Source organism: Streptomyces iconiensis (genome assembly GCF_028657195.3).
Lineage (GTDB): Bacteria > Actinomycetota > Actinomycetes > Streptomycetales > Streptomycetaceae > Streptomyces > Streptomyces iconiensis.
In genome coordinates, this window is sequence record NZ_JANCPR020000020.1 from 143262 (window position 1) to 160081 (window position 16820).

At 71.9% G+C, this 16820-nt stretch carries 15 protein-coding genes and 3 riboswitches; of the genes, 5 read left to right on the top strand and 10 right to left on the bottom strand.

All coding sequences use genetic code 11. From position 1 onward, the window contains the following. Positions 1 to 186 precede the first annotated feature (186 nt). A complete protein-coding gene (locus NMN56_RS21180) occupies positions 187 to 1032 on the bottom strand; it encodes a helix-turn-helix transcriptional regulator (RefSeq protein WP_274041910.1) in 846 nt (281 codons plus the stop codon). 101 nt (positions 1033 to 1133) lie between these two features. On the opposite strand from NMN56_RS21180, the gene NMN56_RS21185 reads away from it, so the two are divergent. Both NMN56_RS21185 and NMN56_RS21190 read left to right on the top strand, forming a co-directional pair. After that, a complete protein-coding gene (locus NMN56_RS21185; protein ID WP_274041909.1) occupies positions 1134 to 2123 on the top strand; it encodes an aldo/keto reductase in 990 nt (329 codons plus the stop codon). Between the two features lie 378 nt (positions 2124 to 2501). Continuing rightward, positions 2502 to 3755: a glycosyltransferase gene (locus NMN56_RS21190; RefSeq protein ID WP_274041908.1), complete on the top strand. Its 1254-nt coding sequence runs from the start codon at positions 2502 to 2504 to the stop codon at positions 3753 to 3755. A 220-nt stretch (positions 3756 to 3975) separates the two neighbouring features. Here the strand turns inward: NMN56_RS21190 and NMN56_RS21195 are convergent, their stop codons facing one another. Further along, positions 3976 to 4956 (bottom strand): LysR family transcriptional regulator, encoded by a 981-nt coding sequence (locus tag NMN56_RS21195; protein WP_274041907.1) that lies wholly within the window; start codon positions 4954 to 4956, stop codon positions 3976 to 3978. 143 nt (positions 4957 to 5099) lie between these two features. Between NMN56_RS21195 and NMN56_RS21200 the strand changes: the two genes are divergently transcribed. Next, on the top strand, positions 5100 to 5513 hold the full coding sequence (locus tag NMN56_RS21200; RefSeq protein ID WP_274041906.1) for a nuclear transport factor 2 family protein: 414 nt from the start codon (positions 5100 to 5102) through the stop codon (positions 5511 to 5513). A 59-nt stretch (positions 5514 to 5572) separates the two neighbouring features. Here NMN56_RS21200 and NMN56_RS21205 read toward each other — a convergent pair whose 3' ends face one another. Together NMN56_RS21205 and NMN56_RS21210 are read right to left on the bottom strand one after the other, a co-directional pair. Continuing rightward, positions 5573 to 6124: a hypothetical protein gene (locus tag NMN56_RS21205; protein WP_274041905.1), complete on the bottom strand. Its 552-nt coding sequence runs from the start codon at positions 6122 to 6124 to the stop codon at positions 5573 to 5575. An 80-nt stretch (positions 6125 to 6204) separates the two neighbouring features. After that, positions 6205 to 6516, bottom strand: coding sequence for a hypothetical protein (locus tag NMN56_RS21210; protein WP_274041904.1), 312 nt, complete (start codon positions 6514 to 6516; stop codon positions 6205 to 6207). A gap of 174 nt (positions 6517 to 6690) precedes the next feature. On the opposite strand from NMN56_RS21210, the gene NMN56_RS21215 reads away from it, so the two are divergent. Next, entirely contained in the window at positions 6691 to 7113 is a 423-nt protein-coding gene (locus NMN56_RS21215; protein WP_274041903.1) for a DUF3592 domain-containing protein, read from the top strand. 160 nt (positions 7114 to 7273) lie between these two features. Here NMN56_RS21215 and NMN56_RS21220 read toward each other — a convergent pair whose 3' ends face one another. From NMN56_RS21220 to NMN56_RS21245, 6 genes are all read right to left on the bottom strand, one after another. Further along, positions 7274 to 8071, bottom strand: coding sequence for a (2Fe-2S)-binding protein (locus NMN56_RS21220; protein ID WP_274041902.1), 798 nt, complete (start codon positions 8069 to 8071; stop codon positions 7274 to 7276). Continuing rightward, the gene (locus NMN56_RS21225; protein WP_274041901.1) at positions 8068 to 9057 is read right to left on the bottom strand and encodes an ABC transporter ATP-binding protein; all 990 of its coding nucleotides are present in this window, start codon (positions 9055 to 9057) and stop codon (positions 8068 to 8070) included. The genes NMN56_RS21220 and NMN56_RS21225 overlap by 4 nt, the downstream gene beginning before the upstream one ends. After that, positions 9054 to 10052 (bottom strand): FecCD family ABC transporter permease, encoded by a 999-nt coding sequence (locus NMN56_RS21230; RefSeq protein WP_430542657.1) that lies wholly within the window; start codon positions 10050 to 10052, stop codon positions 9054 to 9056. The genes NMN56_RS21225 and NMN56_RS21230 overlap by 4 nt, the downstream gene beginning before the upstream one ends. Positions 10053 to 10075: 23 nt before the next feature. Beyond that, positions 10076 to 11095: an ABC transporter substrate-binding protein gene (locus NMN56_RS21235; RefSeq protein ID WP_430542658.1), complete on the bottom strand. Its 1020-nt coding sequence runs from the start codon at positions 11093 to 11095 to the stop codon at positions 10076 to 10078. Between the two features lie 145 nt (positions 11096 to 11240). Next, positions 11241 to 11373: riboswitch (cobalamin riboswitch) on the bottom strand. Positions 11374 to 11450: 77 nt separating this feature from the next. Then, positions 11451 to 12464 carry a FecCD family ABC transporter permease gene (locus NMN56_RS21240; protein ID WP_274041969.1) on the bottom strand — a complete coding sequence of 338 codons (1014 nt, stop codon included), beginning with the start codon at positions 12462 to 12464 and terminating at the stop codon, positions 11451 to 11453. A 179-nt stretch (positions 12465 to 12643) separates the two neighbouring features. Then, complete coding sequence (locus NMN56_RS21245) at positions 12644 to 13696, bottom strand: ABC transporter substrate-binding protein (protein ID WP_274041898.1); 1053 nt, start codon at positions 13694 to 13696, stop codon at positions 12644 to 12646. Between the two features lie 57 nt (positions 13697 to 13753). After that, positions 13754 to 13936: riboswitch (cobalamin riboswitch) on the bottom strand. A 65-nt stretch (positions 13937 to 14001) separates the two neighbouring features. Beyond that, positions 14002 to 14217: riboswitch (cobalamin riboswitch) on the top strand. Between the two features lie 131 nt (positions 14218 to 14348). Between NMN56_RS21245 and metE the strand changes: the two genes are divergently transcribed. Continuing rightward, on the top strand, positions 14349 to 16688 hold the full coding sequence (gene metE, locus NMN56_RS21250; RefSeq protein ID WP_274041897.1) for a 5-methyltetrahydropteroyltriglutamate--homocysteine S-methyltransferase: 2340 nt from the start codon (positions 14349 to 14351) through the stop codon (positions 16686 to 16688). Positions 16689 to 16820: the final 132 nt, after the last annotated feature.

Consider the following 16820-nt stretch of genomic DNA (forward strand, 5'->3'; position numbering starts at 1 on the left):
CGGACAGCCTGGGCAGCGGGCTGCGTTGAGGGATTGCGAACGCGTCAGCGCGGCACGTATTCAGCGCATCAGCGCGGCAGGCGGGCAGGGTGCACGACTTGCGCCCTGTGGGCGGTCGCGCGAAAGGCGGGGCCCGTGCCGTCAGGCGGAAGTCAGGGGGGCCGTCAGATCGCCTTCAGGACCCCGTCAGGTCGCCGACTGAAAGTCCTCGGACCCGATGACGCGCAGCAGTTGGAGCTTGTCGCGTGCGTCGGTGCCCTCGGCCGGGAACAGTGCCAGGACCTTGAGGTCGGCCTCGGGGGTCAACAGCACTTCGCACTTCAGCTCCAGCAGCCCCACCTCGGGATGCAGCACGCTCTTACGGTCGGAACGGCGCACCGAGACCTCGTGCTTCTCCCACAGGGAGCAGAACTCGGCGCTGGCCGCGCTGAGGTCGCGTACCAGGCCGGCCACCTCCGGATCGGCACCCCGGCGTGCGTACGCAGCGCGCAGGTCGTTGACGTGCGCGGTCGAATGACGGTGCCGGTCCTCGGCGGGGGAACGCGCCCGCAGAGCGGGTTCGGTGAACCAGCGCCAGCAGAAGTTGCGCGGACGGCCCGCTTGGGAGGGCATCGGGCCCAGCACGCTGTCGGCGAGCCTGTTCTGCCAGAGCGTCTCGTCCAGATCGGTGCAGATGCACACCGGTACATCGGTGAGGTGGTCGGCCAGGCTGATGAGCCCCGGCCGCAGGTGCCTGCCCGCGCGCCGCGAGGGCGGGGTCAGCCCGGCGAGATGGAACATGTGGTCGCGTTCGTCCAGGTCGCAGCGGAGGGCGAGGGCCAGCGACGACACGATGGACTCGGACGGGTGCGGGCCCCTGCACTGTTCGATCCTGGCGTAGTAGTCGCTGGACATCCCGGCCAGTTGCGCCACCTCCTCACGGCGCAGACCGGCCGCACGGCGCCGCGCCCCTGCGGGCAGGCCGACGTCGGCCGGGCGGAGGAGTTCACGGCGGCGGCGGAGGAAGTCGGCGAGTCCGGCACGGTCGGTCATGTTCCCCAGTGTCGGCCGCTTCGCGCCGGGCAACCAGGGACACCTCGTCCTTGGATGAGCCGACCCTGGTGCCGGTACGGGCGTAGGCCCACGGTGACGGCATGACATCCGAACCGCACTCCCGCCGTCTCGGCGACCACGGCCCCACCGTCACCTCACCCGCACTGGGCTGCCTGGGCCTGTCAGGCGGCTACGGCCCCACCGACGACGCACAGGGCATCCGCACCCTCCACACCTACCTCGACGCCGGCGGCACCCTGCTCGACACCGGCGACTTCTACGGCTCAGGACACAACGAGTGGCTGATCCGCCAGGCGCTCAGCGCGCGGAACCGTGACGCGGTCACCCTCTCGGTCAAGTTCGGCTCCCTGCGCGGGCCTGGCGGCACGCCGGGCGGAAACGACGGCCGCCCCGAAGCGGTCCGCAACTTCCTGAGCTACTCGCTCCAGCGCCTCGGCGTCGACCACCTCGACATCTACCGGCCCGCCCGCCTCGATCCCGCCGTACCGATCGAGGAGACCGTCGGCGCGGTCGCGGAGATGGTCGAGAAGGGCTACGTGCGCCACATCGGCCTCAGCGAGGTGGGAACCGACACCATCCGCCGGGCAGCGGCCGTCGCGCCGATCTCCGACGTGCAGATCGAATACTCGCTGCTGAGCCGCGAGGTCGAAGACGGGATACTGCCCGTCTGCCGCGAACTGGGCATCGGCATCACCGCCTACGGTGTGCTGTCGAGCGGGCTGATCGGTGGCAGCAGCTCAACCGGCGGGAAACGGGCGTACTTTCCGCGCTTCCAGGGCGCCAACCTCGAACACAACGCGGCGCTCGTTGCCGGCTTGGAGAAGATCGCGGCCGAGAAGAACGCCACCCTCGCACAGCTGGCCGTGGCCTGGGTCGCGGCACAGGGTGACGATGTGGTGCCGGTGGTCGGCGCGCGCCGGCCCGACCAGGTCGGCACGCTGCTCGACAGCACCCGCCTCCCGCTGACCAGCGACGACCTCACGCGGATCGAGGCCCTGGTGCCCCGCGGCGCGGCGCGCGGCGAGCGCTACCCGGCCGCGCTCATGGCCGAGCTGGATAGCGAACGCTGAGCAACTCCGCCATGAGAGTGGCCCGTTGGGTACGCGGCCGGCACCACGACCCAGTGTCGGCCGGGCACCCCGGGGGAGCCGCCGGGCGTCTCTTCCGGTGCGTCAGCCCGGTCCCTGCTGGGAGAGCAGCGCCCGAGGTGCGGTCGCCGCGAGCGTGGCGCCCGGCCCGTCGTCGGATGGCGGCTGGACAGCCGCCGGTCAGCGAGCAGGAAAAGGCAGGGCGAGGACGGAGAAAAAGGCAAAGGAAAAACAAAGGCAAGGAGCTCATCCGCTCCTTGCCACTCTCAACTTATAGCGCACCGGGGGCCTTGCGGCAAGGCCGGGGCTGTGCCGCAGAATCACCGGCCTCAGCCGGAATCTGCGGAAAGGGAGCACGGAATGCGTGTGGTGTTGTCGACGTACGGGTCGCGCGGGGATGTCGAACCGATGGCGGGACTCGCGGTGGAATTGCGGGCGCTCGGCGCTGAGGTACGGGTGTGCGGGCCGGAGGACGAGGAGTTCGCTGAGCGGCTGGCCGGTATCGGGGTGCCGCTGGTGCCGGTCGGTCAGTCGGTGCGGGCACTGGCGACGGCGGCGAAGCCGCCGTCGGCCGAGGGCCTGACCCAGCGCGCGGCTGCGATGGCCGCCGCGCAGTACGAAGCGGTCGCCGGGGCGGCCGAGGGGTGTGCGGCGGGCTGCGCTGCGGTGGTGGCGACCGGCTTGATCCCGGCCGTGGCCGGTACGCGGTCGGCGGCCGAGAAACTGGGCCTCCACTACGCGTACGTGGCCTACTTCCCTTCCATGCTTCCGTCGCCGCACCACCCGCCGTACCCGCTGCCCGGCCGCCCGTTGCCACCCGAGGTGACCGACAACCGGGCGCTGTGGGACCTGGACGCCCAGAACGTGAACGCGCTGTTCGGTCCCGGGCTCAACGCCCACCGTGCGACGGTCGGCCTGCCGCCGGTGGACAACGTCCGCGACTACGCCTTCACCGACCGGCCATGGCTGGCCGCCGACCCGGCGCTGGGGCCGTGGCGGGAGCCGGCCGACCTCGACGTGGTGCGGACCGGCGCGTGGATCCTGCCCGACGAACGCCCGCTCCCCGCCGAGTTGGAGGCGTTCCTCGACGCCGGTGCGCCGCCGGTGTACGTGGGCTTCGGCAGCATGCCCATGCGCGCCTCGGCGGACGCCGCCACGGTGGCCATCGAGGCGGTACGCGCGCGGGGCCGCCGCGTGCTCCTCGCCCGCGGCTGGGCCAACCTGGCCCCGGTCGACGACGGCGAGGACTGCTTCCTCGTCGGCGAGGTCAACCAGCAGGCACTGTTCCCCCGGGTCGCAGCCGTCGTACACCACGGCGGCGCCGGCACCACAACGACCGCCGCACGGGCCGCCGCACCCCAAGTGATCGTCCCCCAGGTCGTGGACCAGCCGTACTGGGCAGCCCGAGTCGCCGAACTGGGCATCGGCGCCGCACACGAAGGACCGACGCCGACCACCGAATCCCTGACCGCCGCACTCACCACGGCCCTCGCCCCCGGGACCCGCGCCCGAGCGACCACCGTCGCCGGCACGGTCCGCACCGACGGCGCGAGAGTGGCCGCGAGGCACCTCCTCGACACGGCAGGCCACGGAAGGCCGCCCGTGCCCGCGTGAACCGGGCGGGGAGCGGGAGCGGGAGCGTGGCCGGGCGGGCCGGGCGGGCCGGAGTGCCGGGCGGCCGGAGTGCCTGGTGAGCCGGGAGGGGGTGGTGAGCCGGGAGGGCTGGGGCCTGGTGGGCCCGGGGGTCGGGGGTGACGGTCACGGCGCGAGGCCCGACGGCCGCAGTGCGGCGCGAGGCGGCGGGTGCGTCTCCGGTGCGCCGGTCCAGCCGGGCCTAGGGTGCCGGGTTCGCCGGGTTCGGCTGTGGGCCGGCCGGAGTTCCGGGCGCCGGCGGTTTGGCGAGGTTGGTGCGTGTGCTGGTCACGTCGGTGGCCTGTTCTCTGAGCGCTGCGACCGCGGCTTCGGCCTGCGGTGAGCGGTGCGGCTTGGTCACGACGACCGTGGCGCGGCCCAGCCAGTGCCGGTCCTCGACGGTGACGACCCGGACGCCGTCCGGCACGGAGGCGAGGGCGAGGCCAGGAACGAGGCAGATACCGAGGCCGGCGGCCACCATCCCCAGGCGCGTGGACCACTCGCGAGCCGCGTGCACGATGTGGGGTTCGGACAGCGTCGGCCATGCGCCGTACTGGGGATCGCCTGTGCTGCCGCGTTCGACGATCCACCCTTCGCCGCGCAGCTCTTCGGCCTGGATCCGGGTACGTGCCGCGAACCGGTGCCCCCTGGGGACCGCGACGCGGAGGTCGTCCTCGACCAGGGTCTCCTGGCGCAGTCCTGCCATGTCGTAATGGGGCGGGCCCACGCATGCGCCGATGACGGCGACCTGGAGCCGGTCGCCGCGCAGGCGGCGCAGCAGGGCGGGGGAGGACGCCTCCTCGAAGGAGACCTCAAGCCCGGGGTGTTCGGACGCGAGCTGGGCGAGGGCGCGTGAGCCGAGGACGGCGGCGGCGATGGGGAAGGCGCCGACGGTGACGCGGCCCGACATCCGGTCGCGCAGCGCCGACACCTCCTGCACGGCGGCGTCGACCCCGGCGAGCACGTCGGCCGCGTGCCGGGCCAGCGCGGTACCGGCCGCCGTCGGCCCCGTACCCCTGGCGCTGCGCTCGAAGAGCGGGACGCCTACGGCGGCCTCGACCGCCCCTACCTGCCGGGAAACGGCGGACTGCGTATGGCCGAGCGACTCGGCAGCCGCGGTGAATGAGCCCGTCGAGAAAACCTCGTACACGACGCGCAATCCGATGAGTGTCAGATCCGGCATATCCGCCAGTGTACTCGGGCATGCGGTTCACTCATGTCCAGCATTCCTCATTGTCATTTGCGCGCATGGCTCGCTTTCCCGCACAGTGGCAGTACATGCAGGTCATACAGGTCGTGCAGGTCCGAGGGAATGGAACCGGGAAAATGGATGACGCGCGCAAGAAGGAAATCGTTGAGCACTTTCTCGGCCTTTATGGGCGAGGGAGGTGGGGAGACCTTGCGAACACGGAGCCGCTGAACGAGCTTCTCGGAATGCTCACCGACGACGTCGAGTGGTGGATGAGCGGTATGCCGCGCGGCGGGTTCGTCTCCAAGGACGAATTCCGCTCCATGCTGGTCCCGCTGGACGGCATCACCGACGGGCCGCTTCACATCGTCCCAACCGGCTGGACCATTCAGGGCGACCGCGTCGCTGTGGAAGCGTATTCAACGATGGAGCTGAAGAGCGGGCGTCATTACCGGAACCACTACCACTTCCTCTTCGAGCTACGAGGCGACAAGATCGCCGTCTACCACGAGCACCACGACACGGCCCACGTGAACGACGTACTGGTCTGAGGCGCTTCCCACGGTGTCGCGGCGGCTCGTACTGCTCGGGCGCGCAGTGCACGGGCGCGTCATACGTGTCCCCGGTCCGCTCCGTGCAGGACGGCTGCGGCCGTCTCCGTGAGGGAGCGGGCCGAGGTGTCGATGGTGAAGTCGTCGATGTCGGCGCGTTCGAGGATCGCGTCCAGTTCGCAGGAACGGTCCAGGTGCCAGCGCAGTGTTCCGGGCTCGTCCGCGTGGCGGCCGGTGAGACGGTGAGAGACGACATGCGGTACGGCGCGCAACCGGCACACGGTGAGGGCGGCACCGACCGCGTCGGCGCACTGCTCACGTTCCTCACGTGTCTCGATCACCCCCGCGAGAACCAGCCGTGTCGCGTCGGCTTCCCAATAGTTGGCGGCGACGGCGCGCAGGTTCCGCAGCAGCAGACCGTGGTTGAAGCGGTCACCCGGGGGTGCGGGCCACGCCTGCCGGAGCGCGTCGAAGTCGATGACGGCGTGCGGCACCCCCGCATCGGCCAGCAAGTCGCCCACTGCGGCGGCGACCGAGGTCTTGCCGACGCCGACGGTGCCGTTGAGCAGAAGGGCGCGGGCACCAGGGTTTGTACGGCGTCGGGTGGTCATCACTCGAACCTACCGGCACAAGATCGCCCCACGCCGCGACGGTTCAAGGCGCCGCGCGTGGATTCAACCGCCGTGATGGTTCAGCCTGCCGCACCAGGAACCATGTGCACGTGGTGATGACGGACGCCGCGCGCGGCCGATCCTTCGCGGCGTCCAGGGCCCGAGAGCGCAGTCGGGGCCGCGTCGTGCTGATGAACCTGGGTCAGGACACTGCCCGCGATCTGAAGCAGATGGGCGCGCAGCGGGCAGGCTTCAGGGGCGTCGCCGACTGCCTCGGCCTCGCGCAGGAGTGGCGCGACAGGAGCCGATACATCGTCGAGATTGTTGTCGAAGAATGCGGCCACGGACTCGGGCGAGGCGTCGGCGCACCGGATCGGCCGGGAGGTCGGCACCCGCCGTCAACGGGTCGGCCAGCCGGTGCGCTGCGTGTCGGCGTGCTCGTTCATACGGACCCCTCTGCTGAGCGCGGTACTTGGAACGGTACGCCGGGGCATTCCCCCCAGGAACCGCGTCGGCTCGGGGCATCGTCCCTTCCTGCGACAGGCGATGCGTCGCAGGACTGCGCAATGCAGGGGGAAGCTGGAGGCGAGACCGTGTGGTTGTTGGTGCTGTTTCTCCTGGCGGGGCCCGTCATCATCGGTATCGGCATCTACGAGGCCGCGCACCATCGCCGCCTCCGACGCGAAGGGATCGGTACCGAGGGCCTGGTGGTCCGGTACCGCAGTGAGCGCCGCCAGGGGAGCATCAGCTACTTCGCGGTGGTCAACTTCGCTGACGCACAGGGCAGTCCGCACGAGTTCGAGTCCCGCGTTTCCGGGGTCAAGGGCCTGCCCGTGGGTGGTCGGGCCCCCGTGCGCTACCTCCCCGGCGCCCCGCAGTCCGCACGGCTCGACCTCGCCCCGAAACGGTTCTGGAGCGTCGCGCTGCCTGTCGGGATCGGCATCGCGTTCACGGCCGCCGGGATCTGGGGAGTCTCCACCGGCTTGTGAGCCTGCCCGTTGAAGCCGGCCTCGCTGCCAGGAGCCAGCCTCGCCCCCCGAAGTCTGCCTCGCCCCCCGAAGTCTGCCTCGCCACCCGAAGTGCGCCTCGCCACCCGAAGTGCGCCTCGCCACCCGAAGCCGGCTTCGCTATCGGTGCAGCCGGGCGCGGTCACTGTGACGCGTACGCGCTGAGCCGTTCCTCGCGGGGTGTGAGGCAGCAGCTGGCGCAGCGTACGTCCTCCGCGCTGGTGTAGAAGAGGCAGCAGGTGTTGCGGAGGTAGTGCAGGCGCCGTGTGCCGTCGGCGCGGGTCACCTCGGCGACGTTCCCGAGGCGGGCCAGTCCGGGGAGCGGGGCGATGAACTCGGCCCAGCGGTCGGCCAGTTCACGTGGGTCCCGGGTGGTGGCTGCGCCCAGCGCGGTGGCGCAGCCGTGTGCGATGCCGCCGCGCAGTTGCCGCAGCCCCGCGCGGGTCTCGCGGTGCAGTGCTTCGGCCAGCGGCAACAGGTGGGTGTGCAGCACCGCCTCGTGCAACACGGGCAGCGTGCGCGTACGGTCGCCTGCCGGGGCCAGGAGCCGCGCCTCGCGCAGCCGTACGCCACCGATACCGTGCGCGGCCGGGCGTACGAGAACGTTGGCGGGGCGCATGTCCCATACGCGCCCGTCGAGCGCCCAGTGGAGGACGGCCGCTGCCGTGACGCGGCCCGCGTAGACGGCGATGAGGGTGAGCGCGGCGGCGTGCGCGGTGCGGTGGCCGCTGGAGTCGTACTCGGCGCGCAGGAGGTGGGCGAGTTCCGGGGAGCCGGGGGAGTGCAGCCGGTCGGCGGGCAGCCAGGCGCCGGCCTCCTTCCGGGGCGGTTCGCCGGGCAGCAGGTGGTAGCGGGGGCCGTGCGCCGAGGCGAGATCGGTCAGCGCGACGAGCGCCTCCAACTCGTCCAGTTCGTCCAGTTCGTCCAGCGGTTCGCTCACCGGTGCACCGCCTGCGAGGGGCCCGCCTGCGAGGGGCCCGCCTGTGAGGGGCCCGCCTGCGAGGACTCGGCCCGTGCGGACTCGGCCCGTACGGACTTGGCCCGTACGGCCGCCGTCGGCGGCAGGTACACCACCGTCGGCGCACCCGTCGCCGGATGCACGCTCACCTCAGCGCGCACCCCGTACACCTCGGCGAGCATCTCCTCGGTCAGCACCTCGGCGGGTGGCCCGCCCTTCACGACGCGGCCCGCGTCGAGTACGTAGATGCGGTCGCAGAAGTACGCGGCGAGATTCAGGTCGTGCAGGGCCAGCACGCTGGTCGCGGCGAGGCCGTCGACGAGGGCGAGCAGTTCCCACTGGTAGCGCACGTCCAGGTGGTTGGTCGGCTCGTCCAGTACGAGCAGCGCCGGTTCCTGCACCAGGGCGCGTGCCACCAGCACCCGCTGCCGCTCGCCGCCCGACAGCTCGTCCACGCGGCGCTCCGCCAGTTCCGTCGCGCCAGTACGCTCCAGCGCCTCCCGTACGTACGCGGCGTCCCGGGCCGTGTCGCCCTCCCAGAACCGCTTGTGCGGCGAGCGGCCCATCGCCACCGCCTGCTGTACGGTCAGCCCGAATCCGCCGCCCGCGTCCTGCGGTACGGCGGCCACGCTGCGTGCCCGTTCCTTCGTGCTCATGCCGGTCATGTCCCGGCCGTCCAGGAGCAGTTGGCCCGAGGTGGGGGAGAGCGTGCCGTACACGCAGCGCAGCAGGGTCGTCTTGCCGCTGCCGTTGGGGCCCACGACGCCGATGGTCTCGCCGGGTGCCGCCTCCAGATCGACGCCGTCGACCAGCAAGTGCCGGGCACGCTCGCCGACGCCGTAGGAGACCTTCAGGGCGCGCAGCCCGGCGGCACGGTTCGCGGTGCGCCCCTCCGCCTCCGTGTGCTGCCCCGGACCCGGGCCGGGGCCGGGCTCCGGCTGTCGCTGTGTCCCGGTGGTCACGGTCATTCCGCCATCCCTTCGGTCCGCCGGCCGCGTCGCAGCAGCCAGAGGAAGAACGGTCCGCCCGTGAGCGCCGTCAGGACGCCCACGGGTATCTCCTCCGGCGCCGCGACCGTACGGGCCGCCAGGTCGGCCAGTACCAGGAAGGCGGCGCCGCCCAGCGCGGCCACCGGCAGCAGCGCGCGGTGCGAGGCGCCGACCGCCATCCGGGCCGCGTGCGGAACCATCAGGCCCACGAAGCCGATCGAGCCGCTGACCGTCACCAGTACGGCCGTCACCAGCGAAGCGAGCACGAAGACGGCGGCGCGGAACTTGGCCGTGTCCAGGCCCAGTACGGTGGCGCCCTCCTCGCCGACCAGCAGCAGGTCCAGCGGTCTGGCCAGCGCCAGCAGCAGTACAAGGCCGACCAGCAGCACGAGGGCCGGCACCGTCAGGCTGTGCCAGCGCGCCTGGCCGAGACCGCCCAGCGTCCAGAACAGGATCGCCCGCAGATGCTGGGTGTCGGAGGAGGTCACCAGCAGCAGACTGGTCAGCGCCGACAGCACGTACTGCACGGCGACCCCGGCCAGCACCAGCCTGCCCGTTGTCATCGAACCGCCGCGCCGCGCCATGCTGTAGACGACGAGCAGCGCGACCATGGAGCCGACGAAGGCCCCGAACGGCATCGAGACGGCGCTCACCCCGAGGACCACCACGACAACGGCGCCCGTGGAGGCGCCCGAGGAGATGCCCAGCAGATACGGGTCGGCCAGCGGATTGCGCACCAGCGCCTGGAGCACCGTGCCGACGACCGCGAGCCCCGCTCCCACCACGGCGGCCAGCAGCACGCGGGGCAGCCGTACGTCGAGCACGATCGTGGTGAACGGGCCCGTACCCGCCTGCCCCGTCAGCGCCCGCACCACATCGGGCACGGGTATGCGTGCGGAGCCCAGCGCCAGGCTGAACACGGCACCGAGCACGAGCACGGCGGCCAGCACCGCGGTCACCAGGACGAACCGCAGCGGTGATTTGAGCGGCACGGCGCCTACTCGCCCTGGTGGAGCTGGCGTGCCAGCGCGTCGACCGCGTCCGGTACGCGCGGCCCGAGCACGGCGGAGGACAGCGGCAGCACGGCGAACCGCTTGTGCTTGATCGCCGGTACGTCCGCCAGCGCCGGGTCGTTCAGCAGGCGCTTCTTCTTCGCCTTCACCGGCGTGCCGCCGTAGTCGTAGACCACGATGACCTCGGGCTTGCGCTCCACGACCTTCTCCCACGAGACGTCGGCGAACGTCTTGTCCAGGTCGGAGAAGACGTTACGGCCGCCGGCGCGGCTGATGATGTCGTTGCCGATACCGGTGCCGCCCGCCGTGAAGGCCGAGCTGTCGCCGCTGTCGTAGACGAAGACGGACGGCTTCTTGACGCCCTTGAGGCGCTCGGCCGTCGCGGCGAGCTGCCTGTCCTGCTTCTTCAGCAGCGCCTCGGCCCGCTCGGGTACGCCGAAGGTGCGTGCCACCTCGCGGATCTCCTTGTGGAGCGAGCCGATGCCGATGTCCTTGCGGCAGCCCTCGATGTTCAGCCGCGTCGCGACACCGCTCTCCTTGAGCGCGGCACGCTCGCGGCCCTCGGTCTTGTCGAAGGCGCTGGAGTAACCCCCGTACACGAAGTCGGGGTTGGCCGCGAGCAGTGTCTCCTTGGACGGGTACTTCTTGGCGAGCACCTTGACCTTGTCGTACGCGTTCTTGTAGCGCGGCACGATCTTGTCGTCGAGGTAGGCGGTGCCCGCCATCCTGTCCTCCAGACCGAGCGCCAGCATGATCTCGGTCACGTGCTGGTTCATCGTCACGGCGCGCTCGGGCGGCCTGTCGAAGGTCGTCTTCACACCGCAGTTGGTGACCGTGTACGGGAAGCCGGCCGGGGACTTGCCCTTCGCCCCGGAGCCGTCACCAGAGCCGGAGGCCCCGGTTCCGCCGCACGCCGCCAGCGGTGCGAGCAGCAGCGCGACGAGAGGAACGACGAACAGTGTGCGTGCCCTGCGCGGGACGGGCGCCCGCTGTGCGCGTGACATGCGCGGGGCGGGCGAGCTGTCCGGCATGCGGGACCCCGGCATGCGCGGCGTGCGCAGGGCGGGCGGCGTGCGCAGGGCACGCCGCGAGAAGACCGGTCGTGACCGGTTCATGGACTGCCTCCTCAAGGGATCCGCGTCCCCTGGCGTTGAGGTAAGGCGGCAGTCCAGTGTCTGACTCCCGGCCGACTCCGCGCGTACGCGGGCAGTCGGCCGGTCACAGTGGCGGGACCGTGCCGGGCTCACACCGGCTTCCTGGCCTCTGCCGCCTCGATCGAGTTGTTGGACCCCCGCAGTCTTCCACACCGCTTCCGGCAGGCCAGGGGGTGTACCACGGGTACGGGCCGCGCCGCCGGGCCTACGCACCGCCGCCTCCGCGCCCACGCCCCCGGTGCAGGATCACCATGAAGGCGGGCACGCCGATCAGCGACGTGACAACGCCGACGGGCAGCTCACGCGGGTCCAGGAGCGTACGTGCCGCCGTGTCGGCCCACACCAGGAACACCGCGCCCACCAGCGCCGTCACCGGCAGCAGTCGCCGGTGCCCCGGACCCGTCAGGGCCCGCGCCGCGTGCGGCAGCACCAGGCCCACGAACCCGACGGCGCCGACGCTGCTCACCAGCACCGCCGTCAGCAGCGCTGTGACCAGCAGCAGCGTCAGCCGCACCCGGCGCACCGGCACCCCGAGCGCCCTCGCCAGTTCCCGGCCCAGCGCGAATGCGTCCAGCGCCCTCGCGTACGCGAGGCACACCACCAGCGCGACCCCCAGCGCCGCTGCGCCCAGCGCCACGTCGGCCCAGCCCACCGAGCCGAACGAGCCCAGCAGCCAGAACAGCACGCCACGCGTCTGCTCGGCGTCGGCGGACGTGAACACGATGAGCGAGGTCAGCGCCGAGAACAGCTGCATGGCCGCGATGCCGGACAGCAGCACCCGGTCCGTACCGCCGCCCGAGGTGTGCGCGAGCAGCAGCACCAGCGCGAACGAGACGAGCGCGCCGGCGAAGGCACCCGCTGACAGCGAGAACGCGCCCCCGCCGACCCCCAGCACCACCACCGCCACGGTGCCCGTCGAGGCCCCGGAGGAGACACCCAGCACGAAGGGGTCGGCCAGCGGATTACGCAGCAGCGACTGCAGTACGGCCCCGCACAGCGCGAGCCCCGCGCCGCACACGGCCGCCAACAGCGCGCGGGGCAACCGCAGTTCCCACACGATGCCCTCCCGTATCGGCGACAGCCCCGCGTCAGCGCCCCCCAACTTCTGCGCCACCACCCGCCACACGTCCCCGACGCCCAGCCCCGCCTGCCCCGCCGTGATGGCCCACGCCACGGACAGCGCCAGCACGCCAAGGCCCACGACGCAGAAGACGGCCATGCCCCGCCCGGTACGTACGGCCCTGACCAGGGCCGTCCCCACGCCCCCCGCGGGCCCTCCGCGAGCTGTCACGCTTCCTCGGCGGGGCGCCGCCACGTCTACGCGGGGCGCCACGTCTTCGCGGGGCGCCGCGGTCCCGCCCTGTGCCGTCGCGGTCTCCGTGCGAACCGGCCGCGCGTTCACTTGGCGAGGCCGAAGTCGCGCAGGCCCCGGGCGACCTCTTCGACGCCCTCGACCGTGCGGATGGACGGGTTCATCGCCGCGCCGCTCAACAGCACGTAGCGCTTGTTCTTCACCGCCTTCATGTGGCGGGTGACGGGGCTGGACTCCAGCTTTCCGATCTTGGCCTTCGCCGTCTCGGCCGTCTGGTTCTTGCGGGTGAGGTCACCGAGCACGATGACGTCGGGGTCGCGGTCGGCGATCTTCTCCCAGCCGATCTGCGGCCACTCGTCGCGGGTGTCGCCGAACGCGTTGCGCGCGCCGACCGCCTCGGTGATGATGCCGGGCGCACCGCAGCACCCGGCCAGGTACGGCGACTCGGAGTTCGCGAACCAGTACAGGACGCTGGTCCCCTTCGCGTCCACGCCCTCCGTGGCCTTCGCCATCCGCTCCTTCAGCCCGGCGATCAGGCGTGCGCCCCGCGCCTCCACGCCGAACGCGCGTGCCAGGTCGCGGACTTCGCCGTAGATGTCTGCCATACGCAGCCGCTCGCCGCGTGCCCCGTCCCCGTTGGAGCCGTCCTTCTTGGCGCAGTCGGAGGGGGAGAGGTAGGTCGGTACGCGCAGGTCGGCGAACTTGTCGCGCGGCGCGACCCCGCCCTTGTCCAGCGTCGCGCCGAAGGAGGCGGTCACCAGGTCCGGCTCCTTGTCCAGCACCTTCTCGAACGAGGGGTAACCGTCGGCCAGCCGCGGCACCTTGGCGTTCTCCTTGCCCAGCCCCTTCATCACGGGGTCCGTCCAGGTGCCCGTGCCCGCCATACGGTCACCGAGTCCGAGCGCCAGCAGGATCTCCGCCGAGCCCTGGTCCAGCGCGACGGCGCGCTGCGGCGGCCCGTCGAGGGTGACCTTTTCGCCGCAATTGTCGAACGTACGGGGATACCCCTTGGCGCCCGCGGCCCCCTTGGCGTCGCCGCCCGCCCCCTTCGTGCCCGTACCGCATCCGGCGGCGGCGAGGGAGAGCGCGACGAGTGCCGCGCACAGCGCTATGGAACGGGGCGAACGGTGCAGAGCCACCAGTGATCCTTCTCCGTCAGAGGCCCAGTCGCGGAGCCCGGCGTCCTCCGCGCCCCGAACGGGACGCGGCTGCCAGCAGGTCTTCGGGCTCGGGACTCCAGGGAACGCGCGCCTTCCCGGGAACTCCTGTTCCCAGTGGCCCATGCACATCCCCAGTCCCACACCGCTGCGCGTCAGCTCCGGATTCTCACCGGATTCCCTGACCCTTACGAGGGGTTGACTGGCGAGCGCAACGTAACACTCCTGCCGGTCCCGGGGCCCCCGGGGCGACCCGGCGCGGGCTGTTCAACTCCCACGGTGCGACGTAGCGTGGGTGGTGCAGTCGGTTCGGCCTGTCCGCCAGACAGGCGTCGTAAGAGGGAATCCGGTGGAAATCCGGAACTGCCCCGCAGCGGTGAGTGGAAACGACCGCCGTCATGAAGCACTGGCCCCCAGGGGGCCGGGAAGCGACGGCCAGTAGGTGCGGCACAGCGTGCCGCGCGTCCACGAGTCCGAAGACCTGCCACTGCCCGCGCACGCCCCGTGCGCGGCGATCTCGGTGACCTCGCGGGCGGGTCGGCGGCATACGGCAGGCGGCGCAGGCCGCTCACCTGCCTGCGCTCCACCCCTCGCGCGCTCCGGGTTCACACCCTGACTCGCGAAGGAGAGTTGAGTGACCAGCACCACAGCCGCTTCCACCGCCGCAGCGGCACAGCGCGCCACAGCAACCGTCCACGGATACCCGCGCCAGGGCCCCAACCGTGAGCTGAAGAAGGCCATCGAGGGCTACTGGAAGGGCCGCGTCACACCCGAGAGCCTCCGGGAGACGGCGGCGGATCTGCGCCGCGCCACCTGGAAGCTCCTCGCCGACACCGGCGTCCACGAGGTCCCCACCGGCGACTTCTCGTACTACGACCACGTCCTCGACACCACCGTCATGGTCGGCGCGCTCCCCGAACGGCACCGGGCCGCCTGCGAGGAGGACGCGCTGGCCGGCTACTTCGCCATGGCGCGCGGCACCCAGGAGGCGCCGCCGCTGGAGATGACCAAGTGGTTCGACACCAACTACCACTACCTCGTACCGGAGTTGGGGCCCGACACCGTCTTCACCGCCAACCCGCGCAAGCAGATCGCCGAACTCGGCGAGGCACGCGGACTCGGCCACACCGAAGCGCGCCCCGTCCTCCTCGGGCCGATCAGCTACTTGCTGCTCGCCAAGCCCGCACCCGGTGTCGACCCCGGCTTCGAACCGCTCACGCTGCTCGACCGGCTGCTGCCCGTCTACGCAACGGTCCTCGCCGAACTCCGCGCCACCGGAGCCACCTGGGTCCAGCTCGACGAGCCCGCGCTCGTCCAGGACCGCACCCCCGCCGAACTCAACGCCGCCGAGCGCGCCTACCGCGAACTCGCGGCCCCCGCCGCGCCCACCGAACGGCCCCGCATCCTCGTCGCCACGTACTTCGACCGCCTCGGCGAAGCACTGCCCGTACTGGCCAAGTCGCCCGTCGAGGGCCTGGCACTCGACTTCACCGGGCCCGCCGCCGCCAACCTCGACGACCTCGCCCGCGCCGGCGGCCTGCCCGGCAAGCGGCTGGTCGCGGGCGTCGTGGACGGCCGCAACGTGTGGATCAACGACCTGGAGGCGTCGCTCGCCACCCTCGGCACCCTCCTGGGCCTCGCGGAACGCGTCGACGTCGCGCCCTCCTGCTCCCTGCTGCACGTCCCGCTCGACATCAGCTTCGAACGCGGCCTCGACCCGCAGACGATGCGCTGGCTGGCGTTCGCCCGCCAGAAGACGCAGGAGGTCGTCAGCCTCGCCCGCGGCCTCGCCGAGGGTACGGGCGCCATCTCGGCGCAGCTCGCCGCCCGCCGCGCCGACCTCGCCTCGCGCGCGGGCTCGTCGCTCACCCGCGACCCCGCCGTACGGGCACGCGCGGCGGCCGTCAGGGAAGCGGACGTCCGGCGCGCTCAGCCGTACGAGCAGCGCAGCGAGGCGCAGCGCGCCCGCCTCAAGCTGCCGCCCGTGCCCACGACCACCGTCGGCTCCTTCCCGCAGACCCCGGCGCTGCGCGGCGCACGGGCCGACCTGCGCGCCGGACGCATCGACGCCGCCGCCTACGACGAGCGGATCGCCGCCGAGATCCGCTCGGTGATCGCGTTCCAGGAGGAGGTGGGCCTCGACGTCCTCGTCCACGGCGAGCCCGAACGCAACGACATGGTCCAGTACTTCGCGGAACAGCTCTCCGGCTGCCTGTCCACCCAGCACGGCTGGGTCCAGTCCTACGGCACCCGCTGCGTACGCCCGCCGATCATCGCCGGGGACGTCTCGCGCCCCGAACCCATGACACTCCGCTGGACCACCTACGCGCAGGCCCAGACCTCCCAGCCGGTCAAGGGCATGCTCACCGGGCCCGTCACCATGCTCGCCTGGTCCTTCGTACGTGACGACCAGCCGCTGGGTGACACGGCACGCCAGATGGCTCTCGCACTGCGGGACGAGGTCCGCGACCTGGAGGACGCGGGGATCGGCGTCATCCAGGTCGACGAGCCGGCTCTCCGCGAGACGCTGCCGTTGCGCTCCGCCGCGCGGTCCGGCTATCTCGCGTGGGCGACCGACGCGTTCCGGCTCGCCACGTCCGGGGTGCGTGCCGATACGCAGATCCATACGCACATGTGCTACGCGGAGTTCGGCGACATCGTGGCGGCGATCTCCGATCTCGACGCGGATGTCATCAGTCTGGAAGCGGCCCGCTCCCATATGCAGGTTGCGCGGGAGCTGGCCGCCGTGGGGTACCCGCGGGAGGCGGGGCCCGGCGTGTACGACATCCACTCGCCGCGTGTTCCGTCTGTCGAGGAGGCGGGCGCGTTGTTGCGGGAAGGGCTCGCGGCGTTGGGCGCCTCGCGGCTTTGGGCCAATCCCGATTGTGGGCTCAAGACGCGGGGGTGGCCCGAGGTTCGGGCGGCCCTTGCGAATGTGGTTGCTGCGGCGCGGGGGGTACGGCTTGCGGGGTGAGGGGGTGGGGCCTTCGCCTGTTGTGGGTCCTGTGAATTGAAGCACGTTCCCGTTCCTAATGGGGGCTTCGCCCCCTGGCCCCCGTTGGCCTCGCCGGCCGGGCGTCGGGGGGCTCCTCCCCCCAACAGCCCC